The following is a 20526-nucleotide window of genomic DNA, read 5'->3' on the forward strand; positions in this document are numbered from 1 at the left end:
CAGGACACGCAGTGGACAAGCTTGGGGGCCATCATTCCAGGGGATAGGTGCCGAGCACCTTGTAGAACGCGCAGAGTCCTTGCAGGTCCTTCAGCGCAGCCGCCACGTGCGGCTGCGAGGGATGGCCTTGCAGGTCGATGTAGAAATAGTATTCCCACTGGCCGGAGCGGGCCGGGCGCGACTCGAAGCGCGTCATCGAGACGCCGTGCTGCTTGAGCGGCACCAGGATGTCGTGCACCGCTCCCGGCCGGTTGGGCACGGACACGATCAGGCTCACGCAGTCCTTGCCCGAGGCTTCCGGCGCGGCCAGTGTCTGCGGCAGGCAGATCACGGCGAAGCGGGTGCGGTTGTACGCGTCGTCCTGGATCGCGTGCGCCGCCACGTGCAGGCCGAAGTTGGTGCCCGCCCGCGCGCTGGCGATGGCCGCCCACGCGGGATTCGAGGCCGCCAGCCGCGCGCCTTCGGCATTGCTCGACACCGCCCGGCGCTCGGCCTGCGGCAGGTGGTTGTTGAGCCAGCCCTGGCACTGCGCCAGCGACTGCGGATGCGCCACGACGGCCTCGATGCCCTCGAGCGCCGCCGAGTTCTTGCGCAGCAGCATGTGCCGCACCAGCAGGCTGGTCTCGCCCACGATGTGCAGCGGCGTCTGCAGGAACAGGTCGAGCGAGCGCGCCACCACGCCCTCGGTGGAGTTCTCCACCGGAACGACTCCGTATTCCGCGGTGCCGGCCGCAGTGGCGCGGAACACCTCGTCGATGCTCACGCAGGGCACGTGCTCGATGCTGGAGCCGAAGAACAGCAGCGCGGCCTCTTCGCTGTAGGTGCCGGCGGGGCCGAGATAGGCCACCCGCTGCGGCGCCTCGAGCGCCCGGCAGGCCGACATGATCTCGCGCCAGATGTGCGCGATGTTGTCGCCCTTGAGCGGCCCGGGGTTGGCGTCCTGCAGGCCGTTGATCACCTGCGCCTCGCGTTCCGGGCGGAACACGGACGTGCCTTCGCCGCGCTTGAGTTCGCCGACCTCGTTGGCCAGCGCGGCGCGCCGGTTCAGGAGATCGAGCAGGGCGCGATCGACCTGGTCGATGCCGGTGCGGAGTTCGAGGAGAGTCTTGGGCATCAGGTGGGGGTGGTCTCGCCGCCGTTGGTGTCCTCACCCTCGACCGCGCCGGCGTCATTCTCCACGATGCGCTGCAGGCCGCTCAACTTGGAGCCCTCGTCCAGGCCGATGAGGGTCACGCCCTGGGTCGCCCGGCCGAGCTCGCGGATCTCGCTGATGCGGGTGCGCACCAGCACGCCGCGGTCGGTGATCAGCATGATCTCGTCGTCGCTGTGCACCAGCGTGGCGGCCACGACCTTGCCGTTGCGCTCGCTCTGCTGGATGGCGATCATGCCCTTGGTGCCGCGGCCGTGGCGGGTGTACTCCGTGATCGGCGTGCGCTTGCCGTAGCCGTTGGCGGTGGCGGTCAGCACGCTCTGCGTCTCGTCCTCGGCCACCAGCATGGCGATCACGCTCTGGCCTTCTTCCAGCATCATGCCGCGCACGCCGCGGGTGTTGCGGCCGGTGGGGCGCACGTCGTTCTCGTCGAAGCGCACCGCCTTGCCACCGTCCGAGAACAGCATCACGTCATGCTTGCCGTCGGTGAGCGCGGCCCCGATCAGGTAGTCGCCCTCGTCGAGGTCGACCGCGATGATGCCCAGCTTGCGCGGGTTGTTGAACTCGTGCAGCGCGGTCTTCTTGACGGTGCCCATCGAGGTGCCCATGAACACGAAGTGGTCCTCGGGGAAGCTGCGGAATTCGCCGGTGAGCGGCAGCACCACGTTGATCTTCTCGCCTTCCTGCAGCGGGAACATGTTGACGATGGGCCGGCCGCGCGAGCCACGCGAGCCCGCCGGCACTTCCCACACCTTCAGCCAGTAGAGGCGGCCGCGGTTGGAGAAGGCCAGCAGGTAGTCGTGCGTGTTGGCGATGAAGAGCTGGTCGATCCAGTCGTCTTCCTTGGTCTGCGTCGCCTGCTTGCCGCGGCCGCCGCGCTTTTGTGCCCGGTATTCCGACAGCGGCTGGCTCTTGATGTAGCCGGTGTGCGAGAGCGTCACCACCATGTCGGTGGGCGTGATCAGGTCCTCGGTGGCGAGGTCCTGCGCGTTGTGCTCGATCACGCTGCGGCGCGCGCCCAGCTTGGTCTGGCCGAACTCCAGGCGGATGGCCGTGAGTTCTTCCGTGATGATCGTCGAGACCCGCTCCGGCTTGGACAAGATGTCCAGCAGGTCCTCGATCTCGGACATCACTTCGCGGTACTCGGTGACGATCTTGTCCTGCTCCAGGCCGGTCAGGCGTTGCAGGCGCATCTGCAGGATCTCGCCGGCTTGCGTGTCCGAGAGGTGATACAGGCCGTCATGCAGGCCGTACTGCCGCTCGAGACCTTCGGGGCGGAAGTCGTCGGCGTTGACCACGCTGCCGTCGGCGCGGGCCCGCGTGAGCATCTCGCGCACGAGCGAGGAGTCCCAGCCGCGGTTCATCAGCTCGATCCGGGCCACAGGCGGGGTGGGGGACTCGCGGATGATGCGGATGAAGTCGTCGATGTTGGCCAGGGCGACGGCCAGGCCCTCCAGCACGTGGCCGCGTTCGCGCGCCTTGCGCAGCGCGAACACCGTCCTGCGCGTGACCACCTCGCGGCGGTGCTGCAGGAAGACGACGATCAGCTCGCGCAGGTTGCACAGGCGGGGCTGGCCGTCGATCAGCGCCACCATGTTGATGCCGAAGGTGTCCTGCAGCTGCGTCTGCTTGTAGAGGTTGTTGAGCACGACCTCGGGCACTTCGCCGCGCTTCAACTCGATCACGAGCCGCATGCCGGACTTGTCGCTCTCGTCCTGGATGTGGCTGATGCCCTCGAGCTTCTTTTCGTGGACCAGCTCCGCCATCCGCTCCTGCAGCGTCTTCTTGTTGACCTGGTAGGGGATCTCGTCGACGATGATCGCGGTGCGCTGGCCGCGATCGATGTCCTCGAAGTGGCATTTGGCGCGCATCACCACGCGCCCGCGGCCGGTGCGGTAGCCCTCCTTCACGCCCGAGACGCCGTAGATGGTGGCACCGGTCGGGAAGTCCGGCGCCGGAATGATCTCCATCAACTCTTCCAGCGTCGCCTGCGGGTTGCGCAGCAGGTGCAGGCAGGCGTCGATCACCTCGTTCAGGTTGTGGGGCGGGATGTTGGTGGCCATGCCCACCGCGATGCCGCCCGAACCGTTGACCAGCAGGTTGGGCAATTTGCTGGGCAGCACCAGCGGCTCCTGCTCGCTGCCGTCGTAGTTGGGGCCGAAGTCGACGGTCTCCTTGTCGATGTCGGCCAGCATCTCGTGCGCGATCTTGGCCAGCCGGATCTCGGTGTAGCGCATGGCCGCGGCGTTGTCGCCGTCGACCGAGCCGAAGTTGCCCTGGCCGTCGACCAGCATGTGGCGCATCGAGAAGTCCTGCGCCAGCCGCACGATCGTGTCGTAGACCGACTGGTCGCCGTGCGGGTGATATTTACCGATCACATCACCGACAATGCGGGCGGATTTCTTGTACGGCCGGTTCCAGTCGTTGTTCAACTCGTGCATGGCGAACAGCACGCGGCGGTGCACCGGCTTCAGGCCGTCGCGCGCGTCCGGCAGCGCTCGCCCCACGATCACGCTCATGGCGTAGTCGAGGTAGCTGCGCCGCATTTCCTCCTCGAGGCTGACGGGCAGTGTTTCTTTGGCGAAGGAGGTCATTGGGTGCGTCAAGCGGACACGAAACGGAAGATTTTAAGGTTTTGCGGGCATGTCGCGATGCGGCAACAGAAATCCGGAATTGCGGTTTCGTCCTACGAACTCCGGGATGGCAGAGCCATGGTCCGCGAAAAGCCGTATGGCACAATCCCTGCGACGTAACTGGTGAATTGGTCACTAAGGACGTGGTATTGACGCAGCGCGGCTGCGACTTTTCCCCAAGAGGAGAATCATGAAGAAACTGAACAAAGTAGCGCTGCTGTTTGCCTCGTCTGCGTTGCTGGCTGGCTGCGGCGTCATGTCCCAGACGGCCCCCGGCGCTCCTGGCATGTCGAGCCGCGTCGTCGCCGCCAACGGTGGCAGCGTGGTCGACAACTGGCAGAACGGCACTGGCGAATACGTGTGGCGCAACGGCACCAACGAACTGTGCTGGCGCGATGCCAACTGGACCCCCGCCACCGCCGCCGTCGGCTGCGACGGCGCCCTGGTCCGCGCCGCTGTGGTGGCTGCTCCGGCACCCGCTCCGGTCGCGCCTCCGGCTGTCATCCCGGCCCCGCCCCCGCCGCCGCCCGCACCGGCGCCCGCTCCGGCGATCGCCAGCAAGGTGACCTATGCCGCCGACGCCTTCTTCGACTTCGACAAGTCGGTGCTGAAGCCCGAAGGGCGCGCCAAGCTGGATGACCTGGTCGGCAAGATCCAGGGCATCAACCTGGAAGTGATCATCGCCGTCGGCCACACCGACTCGGTGGGCACCGACGCCTACAACCAGCGCCTGTCCGTGCGTCGCGCCGAATCCGTGAAGGCCTACCTGGTCTCCAAGGGCATCGAACGCAATCGCGTGTACACCGAAGGCAAGGGCGAGAAGCAGCCGGTCGCTGACAACAAGACCGCCGAAGGCCGCGCGAAGAACCGTCGCGTGGAAATCGAAGTGGTCGGCACCCGCGCGAACCCGTAAAGACACCAGCGAGAAAAGCTGCACAAAGGGCCCGCATTGCGGGCCCTTTTTTCATTTGCTCACGAGCCAGCCGCCCCACAATCTGCCCCAGCCATGAACGAATCCATCAACGCCGATCCCGCGGAACTGGCCAAGTTCTCCGAACAGGCCCACCGCTGGTGGGACCCGGACAGCGAGTTCGGGCCGCTGCATGCGATGAACCCGCTGCGCCTGAACTGGATAGCGGATCTCGCTGGCGGCCTCTCAGGCAAACGCGTGGTGGACATCGGCTGCGGCGGGGGCATCCTGGCCGACAGCATGGCGCGCAAGGGCGCCGAGGTGCTGGGCATCGATCTGGCGGGCAAGTCGATCCGGGTGGCGCAGCTGCACGCCCTGGAGGCGGGCACGCCGAACGTGCAATACCGCGAGGTGAGCGCCGAGACGCTGGCGGCCGAAGAGCCGGCGGGCTTCGACGTGGTCACCTGCATGGAGATGCTCGAACACGTGCCGCGGCCGGAATCCATCGTGCAGGCCTGCGCCGCGCTGGTGAAGCCGGGCGGCTGGGTGTTCTTCTCCACGATCAACCGCAACCCGAAATCGTTTCTCTACGCGATCGTCGGGGCCGAATACGTGCTGAACCTGCTGCCGCGCGGCACCCACGAGTACCTGCGCTTCATCAAGCCCCACGAGCTCGCGTCCTGGTGCCGGCCGGCCGGCCTGGACGTGCTGCGCGCGCAGGGCATGCAATACAACCCGCTCACCCGCCGCTATTGGCTGTCCGGCGACACGAGCGTCAATTACCTGGCGGCCAGCCGCAGGATCCGATGATCGCGCACGAAGTGAAAGCCGTCCTGTTCGACCTCGACGGCACCCTGATCGACAGCGCACCCGACCTCGGAGCCGCTGCCGACAAGATGCGCACGGACCGCGGGCTGCCCTCGCTGCCGCTGGACAAGTACCGCCCCATGGCGGGCGCCGGCGCCCGCGGCATGTTGGGCGTGGCCTTCGGCATCACGCCCGACGACGCGGACTTCGCGCCATTGCGCGAGGAGTTCTTTCGCAATTACGAAGCCTGCATGACCCAGCGCACCTACGTGTTCGACGGGGTCAAGCAGCTGATCGACTGCCTGGTGGACCAGGGCCTCTCCTGGGGCGTGGTCACCAACAAGTCCATGCGCTTCGCCGCGCCGCTCACCCGGGGCATGCCCTTGTTCGCGTCGGCCCGCACGGTGATCGGTGGCGACTCGACGCCCCATGCCAAGCCGCATCCGGCGCCGCTGCTGGAAGCGGCGCGGCAGCTGAGCGTGCGGCCGATCGACTGCGTGTACGTGGGCGACGACCTGCGGGACGTGCAGGCGGGGCGTGCGGCGGGCATGGCCACGGTGGCTGCGACCTATGGCTACCTCGGAAGCGTCGACGTCGCCCAGTGGGGCGCCGATTCCCACATAGCCACACCGCTTGCCTTGCTGTCGCTCTTGAAATTCCGCGCGCTGGCGTAAGATAGGCCTTCCTGGGGCTGCACCGGTTTCGACGTGGGTTCGGACGCGCAGCAGGGCATGTCGAGGATCAGTCACCTCGTAAATCCATCTGAAAAAAACTAACTGCGAACGACTCTTCGTACGCTCTCGCCGCTTAATCAGCGGTGAGCCTTGCAACGGTTGGCCGATGGGCTGGGCTAAAGGCGCAAGCTGATAGCTGCAAGGTAATCTACATTGGCTGGTTCCCGGGCGGGTGTCTTGGCCGGGAACGAGACTCAAGGGCACTGGCTGCCTTCTCAGCGTGCGACTGCGCGGTGAGGGTGGCGAGACTCAAATCAGATCGCTAAGCATGTAGAACTGTTCGTAGAAGGCTTGCGGACGCGGGTTCAATTCCCGCCAGCTCCACCATCTTTCGCGCCCGGCTGGTCCGGGCGCTTTCCATGCAACTCGCGGATCTTCTATTCACGCAGGGCTTTGGCGCGCGCCGGACCTGTGCGGGGCTGGTGCAGCAAGGCCTGGTCACCATCGACGGCGTCGCCGTCGCCGATGCGGCGGCCGAGGTCGAGCCCGAGGGCCTGCACTTCTGCGTTCAGGGCAAGGAGTGGGTCTACCACGCCAAGGCCTACCTGATGCTGCACAAACCTGCGGGCTACGAATGCTCGCAGCGTCCCTCCGCCTGGCCCAGCATCTACACCCTGCTGCCATCGCCATTGCGCCAGCGGCCCAACAAGGGCAGCACGCCCGGTGTGCAGGCCATCGGCCGCCTGGACCAGGACACCACCGGAATGCTGCTCATGAGCGATGACGGCGTTTTCATCCACCGGATGAGTTCGCCCAAGCACCACGTGCCCAAGATCTACGAGGTCGATTGCGCGGAACCCGTCACGGCGCCGCAGTTGCAGCAACTGCTGGCCGGCGTGGTGCTCGATGACGACCCGAAGCCGGTGCGCGCCGCCGCCTGCGAGGCGACGGGGTCGCAGGCGCTGCGCCTGACCCTGACCGAGGGAAAGTACCACCAGGTCAAGCGGATGCTCGCCGCGGTGGGCAACCGGGTGGTGGGTCTGCACCGCTCGCGCATCGGCCCGCTGGAGTTGCCGCCGGACCTTGCGCCCGGCCAATGGCGATGGTTGAGCCGGGAACAACTCTCTGCCCTTCTGAATCGAGCACAATGAATGTCTGCCGCAGTCGTCCTGCGGCGGGCCCGGCGCGTTGTAGCGCTAGACCACCCCACTGGCCACCTGTGAACTTTCTGTCTCAGTGCCGCACCTGGCTCGCCGCCTCGCTGCTGCTCGTTTCCGGCCTCTCCGCTGCGGCGCCGCCGATCTTCGTCCTGAATTCGCTTGATGCCGACGTCAGCGTCATCGATCCCGTCACGTGGCGCGAGGTCAAGCGCCTGCCGACGGGCAAGGAGCCGCATCACCTGTACATGACGCCCGACGAGAAGTCGCTGATCGTCGCCAATGCGCTGTCCGATTCGCTGACCTTCATCGATCCGCACACGGCCGAGATCCAGCGCACCGTGTCCGGCATCATGGATCCCTACCAGCTGCAGTTCTCGCCGGACATGAAGTGGCTGGTCACGGCGGGCAACCGCCTGCAGCACGTCGACCTGTACCGCTGGGACGGCAACGAGCTGACACTGGCCAAGCGCGTTCCCACCGGCAAGACGCCCAGCCACATCTTCGTCGACAGCAAGAGCACCGTGGCTTACGTCAGCATGCAGGACAGCGATGAACTGGTGGCCATCGACCTCGCGCGGCAGGAGATCCGCTGGCGCATGCGCACCGGCCCCTTGCCGGCCGACATCTACCTCACGCCGGACGACAAGACCCTGCTGGTCGGCCTGACCGGCAGCGACGGCGTCGACGTGGTCGACGTGAGCTATCCCAAGGTGCCCCGCTTCCTGCGCCGGATCAAGACCGGCGACGGTGCCCATGCCTTTCGCTCGGCCGGGGACCATCGCTACGTCTACCTCAGCAATCGCGTAGGCAACACCATCAGCAAGATCGACCTCAACAGCCTGGCGGTGGTCGATACCTATCTCGCCCCCGGGGGCCCCGACTGCATGGAAGTGATGGCCGGAGGCCGCTACCTGCTGGCCACCTCGCGCTGGATCAAGCGGCTGACCATCATCGACACCCAGACCAAGGAAGTGCGCCAGGTGAAGGTGGGCAAGTCGCCGCACGGCGTCTGGACACTCGACCACGCCGCAACGCGATGATCGCGAAAGCGCGCGTTCTCTTGCTGGCACTGGCCTTTGCCGCCGCTGCGGCCTCGGCCCAGCCCGCGTGCGACAAGCCGGTGTACCTGACCCTCGATACCGGCCACATGGGCGTGGCCAACTACATCGCGGAAGTCCTGAACCGCCAGCACGTGCTGGTGACTTTCTTTGCCGCCAACGAGAAGACCAAGGAAGGCGACGGCAGCCTCGGCACTTACTGGGCGCCGTGGTGGAAGGCGCGCGCGGCCGAAGGGCACGACTTCGCCTCCCACACCTTCGACCACACCTATTGGCGCGCCGACCTGGCCGGAGAGCCGCCGCGATTTCGCGTCCGCCCTTCGGCCGGCCCGAACGCCGGCAAGGATGAGGTCTGGACCGCGCAGGAATATTGCGCGGAGATCGCGCGTTCCGAGCGCCGGCTGCAGGAAATCACCGGCAAGAAGCCCCTACCGCTGTATCGTGCTCCGGGAGGGAAGACGTCTCCGCGGCTGCTGGCGGTAGCCAAGTCCTGCGGTTACGCGCACGTGGGCTGGCCGCCTGCCGGTTTTCTCGGTGACGAACTGCCCAGCGAAGTCGCAAGCAACGATCAACTAATGCAGAAGGCCTTGCGCAATATCCGCAAGGGGGACATTCTTGTGGCACATCTCGGGATCTGGTCGCGCAAGGATCCCTGGGCTCCGGCGGTGCTGGAGCCGCTGATCGTCGGGCTCAAGGCCAAGGGTTTCTGCTTCGCGACCTTGCGGGAACATCCGGATTACAGGGATTGGATAGCGGGCGCGAAATGATCAACATGCAATGGATCGTGGACCTGTTTGAAGGGGCGCAGGACGGCCTCTTCGAGATGGCCGTCCAGCCCATTCTTTACTCCTTCGGACTCGGCAGTTTCCTGGAGGACGGCTACCGGGCCACGGGGTGGCTGCTGGTCGGCCTGATCCAGATCGTCGCGCTGCTCGCCATCATCGGCCCGCTGCAACGCTGGCGGCCGGTCGAGGACAGGCGCGATCCGGCGGCGGTGCGCACCGACGTTCTCTACACGCTGCTGCACCGGCTGGGCATCTTCCGCGTCGCGCTGTTCTTCAGCGTCGAGCCGCTGTTCGACCAGATCTTCGGCTGGTTGCGGGTGCTCGGCATCGGCACGGTGCACATCGACCAGCTGATGTTGGGGGCCAGCCTGCATCCGGTCGTCAGCGCCGCCATCTACCTGGTGGTCTTCGATTTCTTCGACTACTGGATCCATCGCGGCCAGCATGCCTTCAACTGGTGGTGGAACCTGCATTCGCTGCACCATTCGCAGCGCCACCTGACGATGTGGAGCGACAACCGCAACCACCTGCTCGACGACCTGATCCGCGACAGCCTGATGGTGATCGTGGGGCAGCTGATAGGCGTCGGCCCGGGCCAGTTCGTCGTCATCGTCGCCATCACCCAGTTGAGTGAAAGCCTGCAGCATGCCAACGTGCGCATGCACTTTGGCATGCTCGGCGAGCGCCTGTGGATCAGCCCGCGTTTCCACCGTCTGCACCACAGCATCGGCGTGGGCCACGAGACCTCGGCCGATGGCCAGCTGCTGGAATACGGCCGCAGCCCCGCGCTGGGCGGCCACAACTTCGGCGTGCTGCTGCCCTGGTGGGACATGATCTTCGGCACCGCCAGCTTCCAGGCACGCTACGACCCCACCGGCATCCGCGACCAGGTCGAACGCGGCCGCGAATACGGTCGCGGCTTCTTCGCGCAGCAGTGGCTGGGCCTCCTGCGCCTGGTGGGTCGCGCCTGACGCGCATTCGCAGGGACCGGGGCGCGGCGCTGGGCCAGCGACGCTGAGATCCCGGCCCGCATGTCCCTCCTGCTCGATTCGTTCTGGCGCGCCGTCGCCTACTGCCTGCACCCCCGCGTCATCGGGCTGTCGCTATTGCCTTTGCTGGCCATGATTGCGCTGGCTGCCGGCCTGGGCTATTTCTTCTGGGACAACGCGGTCAACACCGTGTTCATGTGGCTCGAGTCGACCGCTTGGCTGGCCAGCCTCGCGCACTGGCTGCAGGACATCGGCATGGGCAGCCTGAAGAACGTGCTGGCGCCGCTGCTGGTGATCTTTGCCATCACCCCTTTGCTCGTCGTGCTGGTGCTGTTTTTCGTGGCGGTGCTGATGACGCCGGCCCTGGTCAAGCTGGTGGGCCGCAGGCGCTTCCCGGACCTGGAACGCAAGCGTGGCGCCTCCTTCCTGCACAGCGCCCTGTGGTCTCTGGGCTCCACCTTGGTCGCCATGGTGGCGCTGCTGGTCTCGGTGCCGCTGTGGCTGATTCCGCCGCTGATCCTGGTGCTGCCACCCCTGATCTGGGGCTGGCTGACCTACCGTGTCATGACCTTCGATGCGCTGTCGGAGCACGCCAGCGGCGAAGAGCGGCGCCTGGTCTTCCAGGGCCACCGCCACCGGCTGCTGGTGATGGGCATCGCCACCGGCTACCTGGGCGCGGCGCCCAGCGTGGTGTGGGCCTCGGGCGCGATGTTCGCCGTGGCCTTCCCGATCCTGATCCCGGTGGCGATCTGGATCTACACGCTGGTGTTTGCCTTCTCGTCGCTCTGGTTCACGCACTACTGCCTGGCGGCGCTGCAGCAGTTGCGTGGTGCCCCGGCGGACGCGCCGCCGGAGCCCGCACTCATTCCAGGCTGACGCTGATCTTGTAGCCGTGCTTTTGCAGCAGGGCGTGGCGGCGTGCTTCGTCCAGGTCGGCTGCCACCATCTCGCGGCACATCTCCTGCACCGTGATCTCGGGCACCCAGCCCAGCTTGGCCTTGGCCTTGGACGGGTCGCCCAGCAGCGTCTCCACTTCGGTCGGGCGGAAGTAGCGCGGGTCGATGCGCACCACCACCTGTCCGGGCTTCAGGGCCGGGGCCATGTCGCCTTCGACGCTCATCACCACGCCGACCTCGGAGGTGCCCTTGCCCTCGAAGCGCAGCCGCACGCCGAGTTCCTGCGCGCTCCACTCGATGAACTGGCGCACGCTGTACTGCACGCCGGTGGCGATCACGAAGTCCTCGGGCTGCTCCTGCTGCAGCATCAGCCACTGCATGCGCACGTAGTCCTTGGCGTGTCCCCAGTCGCGTAACGCGTCCATGTTGCCCATGTACAGGCAGGTGTCGAGGCCTTGCGCAATGTTGGCGAGACCGCGGGTGATCTTGCGCGTGACGAAGGTCTCGCCGCGGCGCGGGCTCTCGTGGTTGAACAGGATGCCGTTGCACGCGTACATGCCATAGGCCTCGCGGTAGTTCACCGTGATCCAGTAGGCATAGAGCTTCGCCACCGCGTACGGGCTGCGCGGGTAGAAGGGGGTGGTCTCCTTCTGCGGGGTCTCCTGCACCAGGCCGTACAGCTCGGAAGTGGACGCCTGGTAGAAGCGCGTCTTCTGCTCCATCTTCAGGATGCGGATCGCCTCGAGGATGCGCAGCGTGCCGATCCCGTCGACGTCGGCCGTGTACTCGGGGCTGTCGAAACTGACCGCCACGTGGCTCATGGCGCCCAGGTTGTAGATCTCGTCCGGCTGCGTTTCCTGGATGATGCGGATCAGGTTGCTGGTGTCCGACAGGTCGCCGTAATGCAGCTTGAAACGCTGATTCTCGATGTGCGGATCCTGGTAGATCGCGTCGACGCGCTGCGTGTTGAACAGGCTGGCGCGGCGCTTGATGCCGTGGACCACATAGCCTTTTTCCAGCAGCAGCTCCGCCAGGTACGAACCGTCCTGGCCGGTGATGCCGGTGATGAGGGCTACTTTACGAGTCATGCATGGTTCTCCAGGAAATCTTGGTACGCACCGGCCAGGCCGGTCTTCAGGTCGACGGAAGGGCTCCAGCCGAGGCTGCGCAGGCGGCTGCTGTCCATCAGCTTGCGGAAGGTGCCGTCCGGCTTGGAGGGATCGAAGCGGATGTCGCCCTCGTAGCCGACCACCTGCGCGATCGTGTGCGCCAGGTCGGTGATGGTGAGGTCCTCGCCGTAGCCCACGTTGATGTGGCTCAGCATGGGCTGGGTCTGCTGGTCGTAGACGGCCTGGTCCAGGTTCATCACGTGCACGCTGGCCGCGGCCATGTCGTCGACGTACAGGAACTCGCGAAACGGCTTGCCCGTGCCCCAGATCGTGACGACCGGCGCCTTGCCGGCCTTGGCCTCGTGGAAGCGGCGGATCAGCGCCGGCACCACGTGCGAGTTCTCGGGGTGGTAGTTGTCGCCGGGCCCGTACAGGTTGGTCGGCATCACGGAGCGGTAATCGACGCCGTGGCTGGCACCGTACTGGCGGTTGTAGCTCTCGCACAGCTTGATGCCCGCGATCTTGGCGATCGCGTACGGCTCGTTGGTGGACTCCAGCGTGCCCGTGAGCAGCGCGTCTTCGCGCATCGGCTGCTGCACCGCCTTGGGATAGATGCAGCTGGAGCCGAGGAACAGCAGCTTGCGCACGCCGCTGCCGAAGGCGGAGTTGATCACGTTGGCCTGCACCATCAGGTTCACGTAGATGAATTCGGCTGGATAGGTGTTGTTGGCGTGGATGCCGCCGACCTTCGCCGCTGCGAGATAGACCTCGTCGGGGCGCTCGGCCGCGAAGAAAGCCTGCACCGCGGCCTGGTCGGTGAGATCCAGCTCGCTATGCGTGCGGGTCACGATGCTATCGCGCGGCTGGCCCTGGGCGAGCAGGTGGCGCACGATGGCGCTGCCCACCATGCCGCGGTGTCCCGCGACGTAGATCTTCGATGCTTTCAAGCAAAACTCCGGGTCAAGTGGCGCGGCCGTAGGTGTCCTCGAGGCGGACGATGTCGTCTTCGCCCAGATAGCTGCCGGACTGCACTTCGATCATCTCCAGCTCCATCTTGCCGGGGTTGTGCAGCCGGTGCACTTCGCCGATGGGGATGTAGGTGGACTGATTCTCGCTCAGGAGAAAGGTCTCCTTGCCGCAGGTGACTTCGGCGGTGCCCTTGACGACGATCCAGTGCTCGGCGCGGTGATGGTGCTTTTGCAGGCTCAGCGACGCGTTCGGCTTGACGCCGATGCGCTTGACTTGGAAGCGCTCGCCCATGTCGATGCTGTCGTACCAGCCCCAGGGCCGAGCCACGCGACGGTGGGCCACGGCCTGCACGGTGTTGCTCTGCTCCAGGCGCGCGACCACCTCCTTGACCTGTTCGGCGGAGTCGCGGTGCGCCACCAGCAGGGCATCGGGCGTATCGATGATCAGCAGGTCGTGCGTGCCCAGCGCCACCACCGGGCGGTGCGGGGCGTGGATGAAGGTATTGGTCGCCTTGTGCGTGATGCCGCGGCCGTGCACGCGGTTGCCCTGGGCATCGGGTTCGGCGAGATCGGCCACCGCGTTCCAGCTGCCCACGTCGCTCCACTGGCCCTGGAAGGGCACCACGCAGACGTCCTGGTGGTGCTCCATCACGGCGTAATCGATGCTCTGCGAGCGGCACGCCTCGAACGCCAGGCGCTCGGGCCGCAAGAAGAAGGTCTCGGCGTCACCGGTGGCGCGCTCGCTGCGCGAACCCTGCATGGCTTCCTGGCAGGACTGCAGGATGTCTGCGGCATGGAGCTTCAGGGCCTGGAGCAGGGTGGCTGCGGTCGTGAGGAAGATGCCGGCGTTCCACAGCACGTGGCCTTGCAGCAGCAGTTGCTGCGCGCGCTGCGCATCGGGCTTTTCGATGAACTGCTGCACCTGGCGGCTGCCGTCGCTGCGCGCATCGCCTTCAGCGATGTAGCCGTAGGCGGTGCTGGGAAAAGAGGGCACCACGCCGAAGGTGACGATGGCACCGGCCCGCGCTGCCGCGACGCCCTTGTGCACGGTCTCGGCGAAGCCGGCGGCATCCGGGATGTGGTGATCCGCGGGGCAGAACAGCAGCAGCTCGTCGGCGTCGGCCTTGAGCGCGGCCAGTGCCATCGCGGCGGCCGTGTTGCGGGCCGCCGGCTCGAGGAACACCGTGCCGCGAGCCTTGGCCGCGCGCAGCGTGTCGGCCACGAGGAAGCGATGGTCTTCCGCGGCGACGGCCATCACGCCAGGACCGAGCGGCGCCACCCGCTCCAGCGTGAGTTGCAGCAGGCTCTTGCCGCCGATCAACGGGACGAACTGCTTGGGAAAGCTCTTGCGGCTCAGGGGCCACAGGCGCGTTCCGGAGCCGCCGCACAGGACGACCGGGGTAATGGAAATCATGGCTTGCTTCTTTCCCTGCTTGCTTTTGTCGCGTCGATTATCGATCCGCCGTGGGAATTCTCCGACAAAGGGGATCACGTTTGGTTACGCCTACCTTGCAACCGGGATAAATGCACGGGCTGGTCGCGTCGCATTTCGGGCTGCATTGCTTAAGCAAAACACCGGCCTGAGCAGCGTCACGCGCGACGCCGCTAGGATGCGGGCATGACTGACCCCCGCCCTGACATCGGCCTGATCATCGTCGGCGACGAGATTCTTTCCGGCAAGCGCGCCGACAAGCACCTGCCCAAGCTGGTGGAACTGCTGGGCGCCCGCGGTCTGCAACTGGGATGGGCCGAGTACGTCGGCGACCAGCCGCAGCGCATCACCGCGACGCTGGAGCGAGCCTTTGCCAGCGGCGACATCGTCTTCTCCTGTGGCGGCATCGGCGCGACGCCGGACGATCACACCCGCCAATGCGCGGCCAAGGCGCTCGGGGTCGAGCTGGAACTGCACCCGCAGGCGGAGGCGCTGATCCGCGAGCGCATGCAGGACACGGCGCGCGAACAGGGCGTGACCTACGAGCCGGACCGCCCGGACAACGTCCACCGGCTGAACATGGGCGTCTTTCCCAAGGGTGCCACGATCATCCCGAACCCGTACAACAAGATCCCCGGCTTCACCGTCGGCAGCGTGCACTTCGTCCCCGGCTTTCCCGTGATGGCCTGGCCGATGATGGAAAGCGTGCTGGACACCCGCTACAGCCATCTGTTCCAGCGCGGCGCCTACGTCGAGAAATCGGTGATCGTGTTCGGTTCCATGGAGGCCACGCTCACGCCGCTGATGGAGCAGGTGGAGCGCGAGCATCCCGAGGTGAAGGTCTTCAGCCTGCCCAGCGTCGACCATCCCACCTATGGCCGGCACATCGACCTCGGCGTGAAAGGCGCGCCGGACCAGGTCGACCCTGCCTACCGCACCTTGCTCGACGGACTCGCGCGCCTCAAGGTGCCGCTGGGCCCTGAACTGGTGCGAAGCTGAGCTGCACCACCGCGGTGCGAAGGGCTTTCTGCACCTTCGAGGTGCCGCCGTGACAGGGCTCGCAAGGCTGCCGTAGGGAAAACCGGGCCGGATGGCGGACAATCGCCCCGCCGCGCGGGATGCTGAATGCACCAGCTTTGGCACAGAACCTGCATCCCGTCCGCCGCACTTACCAACAATCAACCATCCCCCAGGAGAAACCTGATGGCAGCAGCCAAGAGCGTCGCAGACGTCATGAAGATGGTGAAGGACAACGAGGTCAAGTTCGTTGACTTCCGCTTCACCGACACCCGTGGCAAGGAGCAGCACGTGACCGTGCCGGTCTCCCACTTCGACGAAGACAAGTTCAGCGCCGGCCATGCTTTCGACGGCTCGTCCATCGCCGGCTGGAAGGGCATCGAAGCCTCGGACATGCTGCTGATGCCGGACCCGAACACCGCCAACGTCGATCCCTTCTTCGAAGAGACGACGATGATCCTCACGTGCGACGTGCTGGAGCCGGGCGACGGCAAGGCCTACGACCGCGACCCCCGCTCGATCGCCAAGCGCGCCGAGGCCTACCTCAAGGCGTCCGGCTTCGGCGACACGGCCTTCTTCGGCCCCGAGCCCGAGTTCTTCATCTTCGACGACGTGCGCTGGTCTTCCGGCCCCAGCGGCTCCTTCGTCGAGATCGACGAGTACGAAGCGCCCTGGAACAGCGGCAAGAAGCTCGAGGGCGGCAACAAGGGCCACCGTCCCACCACCAAGGGCGGCTACTTCCCCGTGCCCCCGGTCGACAGCACGCAGGACATGCGCGCCGAGATGTCCCTGATCCTCGAGTCGCTGGGCATCCCGGTCGAAGTGTTCCACCACGAAGTGGCCGGCGCGGGCCAGAACGAGATCGGCACCCGCTTCAGCACGCTGGTGCAGCGCGCCGACTGGTCGCAGCTGCAGAAGTACGTGATCCACAACGTCGCCAATGCCTACGGCAAGACCGCGACCTTCATGCCCAAGCCCATCGTTGGCGACAACGGCTCCGGCATGCACGTGCACCAGTCCGTCTGGAAGGACGGCAAGAACCTGTTCGCCGGCGAAGGCTATGCCGGCCTGAGCGAGCTCGCGCTGTACTACATCGGCGGCATCATCAAGCACGCCCGTGCGCTGAACGCCATCACCAACCCCGGCACCAACAGCTACAAGCGCCTGGTGCCCGGCTTCGAGGCCCCGGTGAAGCTGGCGTACTCCGCCCGCAACCGTTCCGCGTCGATCCGCATTCCCTACGTGGCGAACCCCAAGGGCCGCCGCATCGAAGTGCGCTTCCCGGATCCCATGATGAACCCGTACATGGGCTTTGCGGCCATGCTGATGGCCGGCCTGGACGGCATCGAGAACAAGATCCACCCGGGCGAAGCCGCAACCAAGGACCTGTACCACCTGCCGCCGGAAGAAGACGCGAAGATCCCGACCGTCTGCCACAGCCTGGACCAGGCGCTGGAATACCTGGACCAGGACCGCTCGTTCCTGACCAAGGGCGGTGTGTTCACCGACACCATGATCGATGCCTACATCGAGCTGAAGATGCAGGAAGTCACGCGCTTTCGCATGACGACGCACCCGATCGAGTTCGACATGTACTACAGCCTGTAAACGGCTGGCAGGATGGAACCGGAAAGGGCGACAAAAGTCGCCCTTTCCGTTTTGAATCAAGAGCTTAATTGGCAATCTGCAGAGATTGGGTCATACTGAAAGACCGTCCCCGTGCATCCCACGGATGCAGGAGAACCCCATGAAAAGCCGTAACGCCCTGATCCCCTTCGCCGTATTCGCTTGCGTTGCTGCCGCGAGTGCGCAGACCGTCATCTACCGCTGCGGCAACAGCTACACCAACGACCGCGCCGAGGCGGCTGCCAAGAACTGCAAGGCCGTCGAGGGCGGCAACGTCACCATCGTGCGGGGCACCAAGCCCGCGGCGGGCGGCGGCACCACCGTTGCCGCGGCCCCCAGGGTGGCACCGCGCGCGGGCGGCGAGCGCGTCGGCGCCGGTGACCAGAAGGCACGCGACAACGAGGCACGCGGCATCCTGGAGGCCGAACTGAAGAAGGCCGAGGCGCGCCAGGCGGAGCTCGAGAAGGACTACAACAACGGTGAGCCGGAGATGCTCGGGCCCGAGCACCGCAACCACCAGAAGTACCTCGATCGGGTGGCGGAAATGAAGGCCGCCATCGATCGCAACCAGCAAGACATCCAGGGCCTGCAGCGCGAGCTCGCACGCACCCCGAGCGCCAGCACCGCCAGCGCGGGCAGCAGCGGCAGCACCGCAAAATGAGGGCTTGAACAAGTCCTTCCTGACGCAGCGTTTCGCGTCCTTCGACCTGCTGGCCACCCTGGTGGCCGTCGTGCGCGGCGACGGCACCGTGCTGTTCGCCAATGCCGCGCTCGAGGACGCCGTGGGCTCCTCGCGCCGCATGATCGAGGGCGCGAGCTTCCTCAACTACTTCACCGAGCCGCACTTGCTGCGCACCGCGCTCGACGGCGCGCGCGTCAACGAATACGCGGCGCTGCGCTACGACGCGCGGCTGGTGCGCCATGCCGCCGACGCGATACCGGTGCACGTCGTGCTGGCGCAGACCGAGGCGCCGGATGAATTCGTGGTCGAACTGCTGCCGCTGGAGGCGCAGGCGCGGCAGGACCGCGAGGAGCGACTGATCGACCAGGCGCAGGCCAACAAGGAGTTGATCCGCAACCTGGCGCACGAGATCAAGAACCCGCTGGGCGGCATCCGCGGTGCGGCGCAGCTGCTGGAGATGGACATCGATGCGCAGCTCAAGGAGTACACGCGCGTCATCATCCACGAGGCCGATCGCCTGCAGACGCTGGTCGATCGCCTGCTCGCCCCGCACCGCCGGCCGCATGTGGTGGGCGACGTCAACATCCACGAGGTCTGCGAGCGCGTGCGTTCGCTGATCCTGGCCGAGTTCCCCCGGGGCCTGCGCGTCGTGCGCGACTACGACACCTCCATTCCCGAGTTCCGCGGCGACCGCGAGCAACTGATCCAGGCCGTGCTGAACATCGCGCACAACGCCTGCCAGGCGCTGACCGATCGCATCGCGGCGGGCGACGCGCAACTCACGTTCAAGACGCGCATCGGCCGACAAGTGACCTTTGGCAAGCAGCGCTATCGACTGGCACTGGACTTGCATGTCATCGACAACGGGCCCGGTGTACCGGACGCGATCAAGGACCGCATCTTCTTTCCGCTCGTGTCGGGAAGGGAAGGCGGCTCCGGCCTGGGGTTGACGCTGGCACAGACCTTCGTGCAGCAGCACCACGGACTGATCGAGTGCGACAGCGTGCCGGGGCGGACGGATTTCAAGATCCTCATCCCCTTGCCCTGACCCCGATGACATTGACATGAGGTGACCAAGAGAACATGAAGCCGATCTGGATCGTTGACGATGACCAATCCATCCGCTTCGTGCTCGAAAAAGCATTGATGCGCGAAGACCTGCCCACGCGCAGCTTCACCAATGCGCGCGAAGTGTTGACCGCGCTCGATGGCGCGAACGACGAGGACGGGCCGCAGATCCTGGTGAGCGACATCCGCATGCCGGGCGGCTCCGGCCTCGACCTGCTGACCCGGGTGAAGGAAAAGCATCCGGGGCTGCCGGTCATCATCATGACCGCCTTCTCCGATCTCGACAGCGCCGTGTCCGCCTTCCAGGGCGGCGCCTTCGAGTACCTGCCCAAGCCCTTCGACCTGCCCAAGGCGGTCGAACTGATCCGGCGTGCCGTCGAGGAAAGCCAGCGCGAGGAAGTGGCCGAGGAGCGCATGGCCGCCGCCCCCGAGATGCTGGGGCAGGCACCGGCGATGCAGGACGTGTTCCGCGCGATCGGGCGCCTGTCGCAATCGAACGTGACGGTGATGATCACCGGCGAGTCGGGCTCGGGCAAGGAACTGGTGGCACGCGCGCTGCACAAGCACTCGCCGCGGGCGAGCGGGCCCTTTGTCGCGATCAACACCGCGGCCATCCCCAAGGACCTGCTGGAGTCCGAGCTGTTCGGGCACGAGCGCGGCGCCTTCACCGGCGCGCAGACCATGCGGCGCGGGCGCTTCGAACAGGCCGAAGGCGGCACGCTGTTCCTCGACGAGATCGGCGACATGCCGTTCGACCTGCAGACGCGCCTGCTGCGCGTGCTGTCGGACGGCCACTTCTATCGCGTCGGCGGGCACAGCGCCGTCAAGGCCAACGTGCGCGTGATCGCGGCGACCCATCAGGACCTGGAGCAGCGCGTCAAGGAAGGCGTGTTCCGCGAAGACCTGTTCCATCGGCTGAACGTGATTCGCCTGCGCTTGCCGGCCTTGCGCGAGCGGCTCGAGGACATCCCGATGCTGGCGCGCCACTTCCTGCAGCAAAGCGCCCAGCAGCTCGGGGTGGAGCCCAAGCGCATCTCCGATGCGGCACTGACGCGCCTGACCACGTTTGCCTTCCCCGGCAACGTGCGGCAGCTGGAAAACATCTGCCACTGGCTGACCGTGATGGCGCCGGCGCAATTGATCGAGCCGAAGGACCTGCCGCCCGAAGTGGGGAGCGGGCAGGTGGGTACGCCGCTGGGGCGGCCGGTCGGGGGCATGGTCGAGGGCGTCCCGGCAGCCGCCGCCGCGTCGACCGGCGACGAGGCCGGCGTGCCGGTGTTTCCCCCGTCCGCGCCCAGCGCGCCCGCGCCCGTTGCGGGCTGGGAAGAGGGCCTGGAAGCCGAGGCCATGCAACTGCTGGCCAGCGGCCGCCACGACGTGTGGGATGCGCTGACCAAGCGCTTCGAATCCAAGCTGATCCTGACCGCGCTGCAGAACACGCGCGGCCGCAGGATCGAGGCGGCGCTGAAGCTCGGGATCGGGCGGAACACGATCACGCGGAAGATTCAGGAACTCGGGTTGGAGTAATGGACTTCCTCCCTCCCCCTCTGGGGGAGGGCTGG

Annotated in this window: 18 protein-coding genes and 1 other RNA gene; 14 read left to right on the forward strand and 5 right to left on the reverse strand. The window is 66.3% G+C overall.

Features of this window, described 5'->3' with window-relative positions; genetic code table 11:
- Positions 1–31: 31 nt before the first annotated feature.
- Together pheA and gyrA are read right to left on the reverse strand one after the other, a co-directional pair.
- A complete protein-coding gene (pheA, locus tag JWP60_RS11040) occupies positions 32–1114 on the reverse strand; it encodes a prephenate dehydratase (RefSeq protein WP_299790588.1) in 1083 nt (360 codons plus the stop codon).
- Positions 1114–3744 (reverse strand): DNA gyrase subunit A, encoded by a 2631-nt coding sequence (gene gyrA, locus JWP60_RS11045; RefSeq protein ID WP_299790590.1) that lies wholly within the window; start codon positions 3742–3744, stop codon positions 1114–1116. The genes pheA and gyrA overlap by 1 nt, the downstream gene beginning before the upstream one ends.
- 229 nt (positions 3745–3973) lie before the next feature.
- On the opposite strand from gyrA, the gene ompA reads away from it, so the two are divergent.
- The 9 genes from ompA (at position 3974) to JWP60_RS11090 (ending at position 11042) form a co-directional block, all read left to right on the forward strand.
- Positions 3974–4696, forward strand: a complete 723-nt coding sequence (gene ompA / locus JWP60_RS11050) for an outer membrane protein OmpA (RefSeq protein ID WP_299790592.1) — start codon at positions 3974–3976, stop codon at positions 4694–4696.
- A gap of 93 nt (positions 4697–4789) precedes the next feature.
- Complete coding sequence (ubiG, locus tag JWP60_RS11055) at positions 4790–5503, forward strand: bifunctional 2-polyprenyl-6-hydroxyphenol methylase/3-demethylubiquinol 3-O-methyltransferase UbiG (protein ID WP_299790594.1); 714 nt, start codon at positions 4790–4792, stop codon at positions 5501–5503.
- Positions 5503–6174, forward strand: a complete 672-nt coding sequence (gene gph, locus JWP60_RS11060; protein WP_299790648.1) for a phosphoglycolate phosphatase — start codon at positions 5503–5505, stop codon at positions 6172–6174. The genes ubiG and gph overlap by 1 nt, the downstream gene beginning before the upstream one ends.
- A gap of 13 nt (positions 6175–6187) precedes the next feature.
- Positions 6188–6561: a transfer-messenger RNA gene (gene ssrA, locus JWP60_RS11065) on the forward strand.
- 32 nt (positions 6562–6593) lie between these two features.
- Entirely contained in the window at positions 6594–7325 is a 732-nt protein-coding gene (locus JWP60_RS11070) for a 16S rRNA pseudouridine(516) synthase (RefSeq protein ID WP_299790596.1), read from the forward strand.
- A gap of 110 nt (positions 7326–7435) precedes the next feature.
- A complete protein-coding gene (locus JWP60_RS11075; protein ID WP_299790651.1) occupies positions 7436–8374 on the forward strand; it encodes a YncE family protein in 939 nt (312 codons plus the stop codon).
- Entirely contained in the window at positions 8371–9159 is a 789-nt protein-coding gene (locus JWP60_RS11080) for a polysaccharide deacetylase family protein (RefSeq protein ID WP_299790598.1), read from the forward strand. The genes JWP60_RS11075 and JWP60_RS11080 overlap by 4 nt, the downstream gene beginning before the upstream one ends.
- A 5-nt stretch (positions 9160–9164) precedes the next feature.
- Positions 9165–10148, forward strand: a complete 984-nt coding sequence (locus JWP60_RS11085) for a sterol desaturase family protein (protein ID WP_299790600.1) — start codon at positions 9165–9167, stop codon at positions 10146–10148.
- Positions 10149–10208: 60 nt separating this feature from the next.
- Positions 10209–11042: an EI24 domain-containing protein gene (locus tag JWP60_RS11090; RefSeq protein ID WP_299790602.1), complete on the forward strand. Its 834-nt coding sequence runs from the start codon at positions 10209–10211 to the stop codon at positions 11040–11042.
- On the opposite strand, the gene gmd is transcribed toward JWP60_RS11090, so the two are convergent.
- The 3 genes from gmd to JWP60_RS11105 are packed head-to-tail and all read right to left on the reverse strand — an operon-like array spanning position 11029 to position 14553.
- On the reverse strand, positions 11029–12150 hold the full coding sequence (gene gmd / locus JWP60_RS11095; RefSeq protein WP_299790605.1) for a GDP-mannose 4,6-dehydratase: 1122 nt from the start codon (positions 12148–12150) through the stop codon (positions 11029–11031). The genes JWP60_RS11090 and gmd overlap by 14 nt on opposite strands.
- On the reverse strand, positions 12147–13118 hold the full coding sequence (locus JWP60_RS11100) for a GDP-L-fucose synthase (protein ID WP_299790608.1): 972 nt from the start codon (positions 13116–13118) through the stop codon (positions 12147–12149). Before JWP60_RS11100 ends, gmd begins: the two co-directional genes overlap by 4 nt.
- Before the next feature lie 13 nt (positions 13119–13131).
- Complete coding sequence (locus JWP60_RS11105) at positions 13132–14553, reverse strand: mannose-1-phosphate guanylyltransferase/mannose-6-phosphate isomerase (protein ID WP_299790611.1); 1422 nt, start codon at positions 14551–14553, stop codon at positions 13132–13134.
- 204 nt (positions 14554–14757) lie between these two features.
- Here JWP60_RS11105 and JWP60_RS11110 point away from each other — a divergent pair, with 204 nt between their 5' ends.
- From JWP60_RS11110 to ntrC, 5 genes are all read left to right on the forward strand, one after another.
- A complete protein-coding gene (locus tag JWP60_RS11110) occupies positions 14758–15570 on the forward strand; it encodes a molybdopterin-binding protein (RefSeq protein ID WP_299790614.1) in 813 nt (270 codons plus the stop codon).
- Between the two features lie 204 nt (positions 15571–15774).
- Positions 15775–17196 (forward strand): type I glutamate--ammonia ligase, encoded by a 1422-nt coding sequence (glnA, locus tag JWP60_RS11115; RefSeq protein WP_299790617.1) that lies wholly within the window; start codon positions 15775–15777, stop codon positions 17194–17196.
- Positions 17197–17335: 139 nt separating this feature from the next.
- On the forward strand, positions 17336–17875 hold the full coding sequence (locus tag JWP60_RS11120; RefSeq protein ID WP_299790636.1) for a hypothetical protein: 540 nt from the start codon (positions 17336–17338) through the stop codon (positions 17873–17875).
- Positions 17876–17879: 4 nt separating this feature from the next.
- A complete protein-coding gene (gene glnL / locus JWP60_RS11125) occupies positions 17880–18944 on the forward strand; it encodes a nitrogen regulation protein NR(II) (RefSeq protein ID WP_299790639.1) in 1065 nt (354 codons plus the stop codon).
- Positions 18945–18979: 35 nt separating this feature from the next.
- A complete protein-coding gene (gene ntrC, locus JWP60_RS11130) occupies positions 18980–20491 on the forward strand; it encodes a nitrogen regulation protein NR(I) (RefSeq protein WP_299790642.1) in 1512 nt (503 codons plus the stop codon).
- The last annotated feature ends 35 nt before the right edge of the window (positions 20492–20526 follow it).

This window comes from Ramlibacter sp., assembly GCF_028291745.1.
Classification (GTDB): Bacteria; Pseudomonadota; Gammaproteobacteria; order Burkholderiales; family Burkholderiaceae_C; genus Ramlibacter.

What these genes read in the sequence shown, in the direction of transcription:
- glnA (WP_299790617.1), top strand. Translation starts at nt 15,775, where the DNA reads ATGGCAGCAGCCAAGAGCGTCGCAGACGTCATGAAGATGGTGAAGGAC.
- ntrC (WP_299790642.1), top strand. Translation starts at nt 18,980, where the DNA reads ATGAAGCCGATCTGGATCGTTGACGATGACCAATCCATCCGCTTCGTG.
- ompA (WP_299790592.1), top strand. Translation starts at nt 3,974, where the DNA reads ATGAAGAAACTGAACAAAGTAGCGCTGCTGTTTGCCTCGTCTGCGTTG.
- JWP60_RS11105 (WP_299790611.1), bottom strand. Translation starts at nt 14,553, where the DNA reads ATGATTTCCATTACCCCGGTCGTCCTGTGCGGCGGCTCCGGAACGCGC.
- gyrA (WP_299790590.1), bottom strand. Translation starts at nt 3,744, where the DNA reads ATGACCTCCTTCGCCAAAGAAACACTGCCCGTCAGCCTCGAGGAGGAA.
- JWP60_RS11085 (WP_299790600.1), top strand. Translation starts at nt 9,165, where the DNA reads ATGCAATGGATCGTGGACCTGTTTGAAGGGGCGCAGGACGGCCTCTTC.
- pheA (WP_299790588.1), bottom strand. Translation starts at nt 1,114, where the DNA reads ATGCCCAAGACTCTCCTCGAACTCCGCACCGGCATCGACCAGGTCGAT.
- gmd (WP_299790605.1), bottom strand. Translation starts at nt 12,150, where the DNA reads ATGACTCGTAAAGTAGCCCTCATCACCGGCATCACCGGCCAGGACGGT.
- JWP60_RS11070 (WP_299790596.1), top strand. Translation starts at nt 6,594, where the DNA reads ATGCAACTCGCGGATCTTCTATTCACGCAGGGCTTTGGCGCGCGCCGG.
- JWP60_RS11090 (WP_299790602.1), top strand. Translation starts at nt 10,209, where the DNA reads ATGTCCCTCCTGCTCGATTCGTTCTGGCGCGCCGTCGCCTACTGCCTG.
- JWP60_RS11080 (WP_299790598.1), top strand. Translation starts at nt 8,371, where the DNA reads ATGATCGCGAAAGCGCGCGTTCTCTTGCTGGCACTGGCCTTTGCCGCC.
- JWP60_RS11110 (WP_299790614.1), top strand. Translation starts at nt 14,758, where the DNA reads ATGACTGACCCCCGCCCTGACATCGGCCTGATCATCGTCGGCGACGAG.
- ubiG (WP_299790594.1), top strand. Translation starts at nt 4,790, where the DNA reads ATGAACGAATCCATCAACGCCGATCCCGCGGAACTGGCCAAGTTCTCC.
- JWP60_RS11120 (WP_299790636.1), top strand. Translation starts at nt 17,336, where the DNA reads ATGAAAAGCCGTAACGCCCTGATCCCCTTCGCCGTATTCGCTTGCGTT.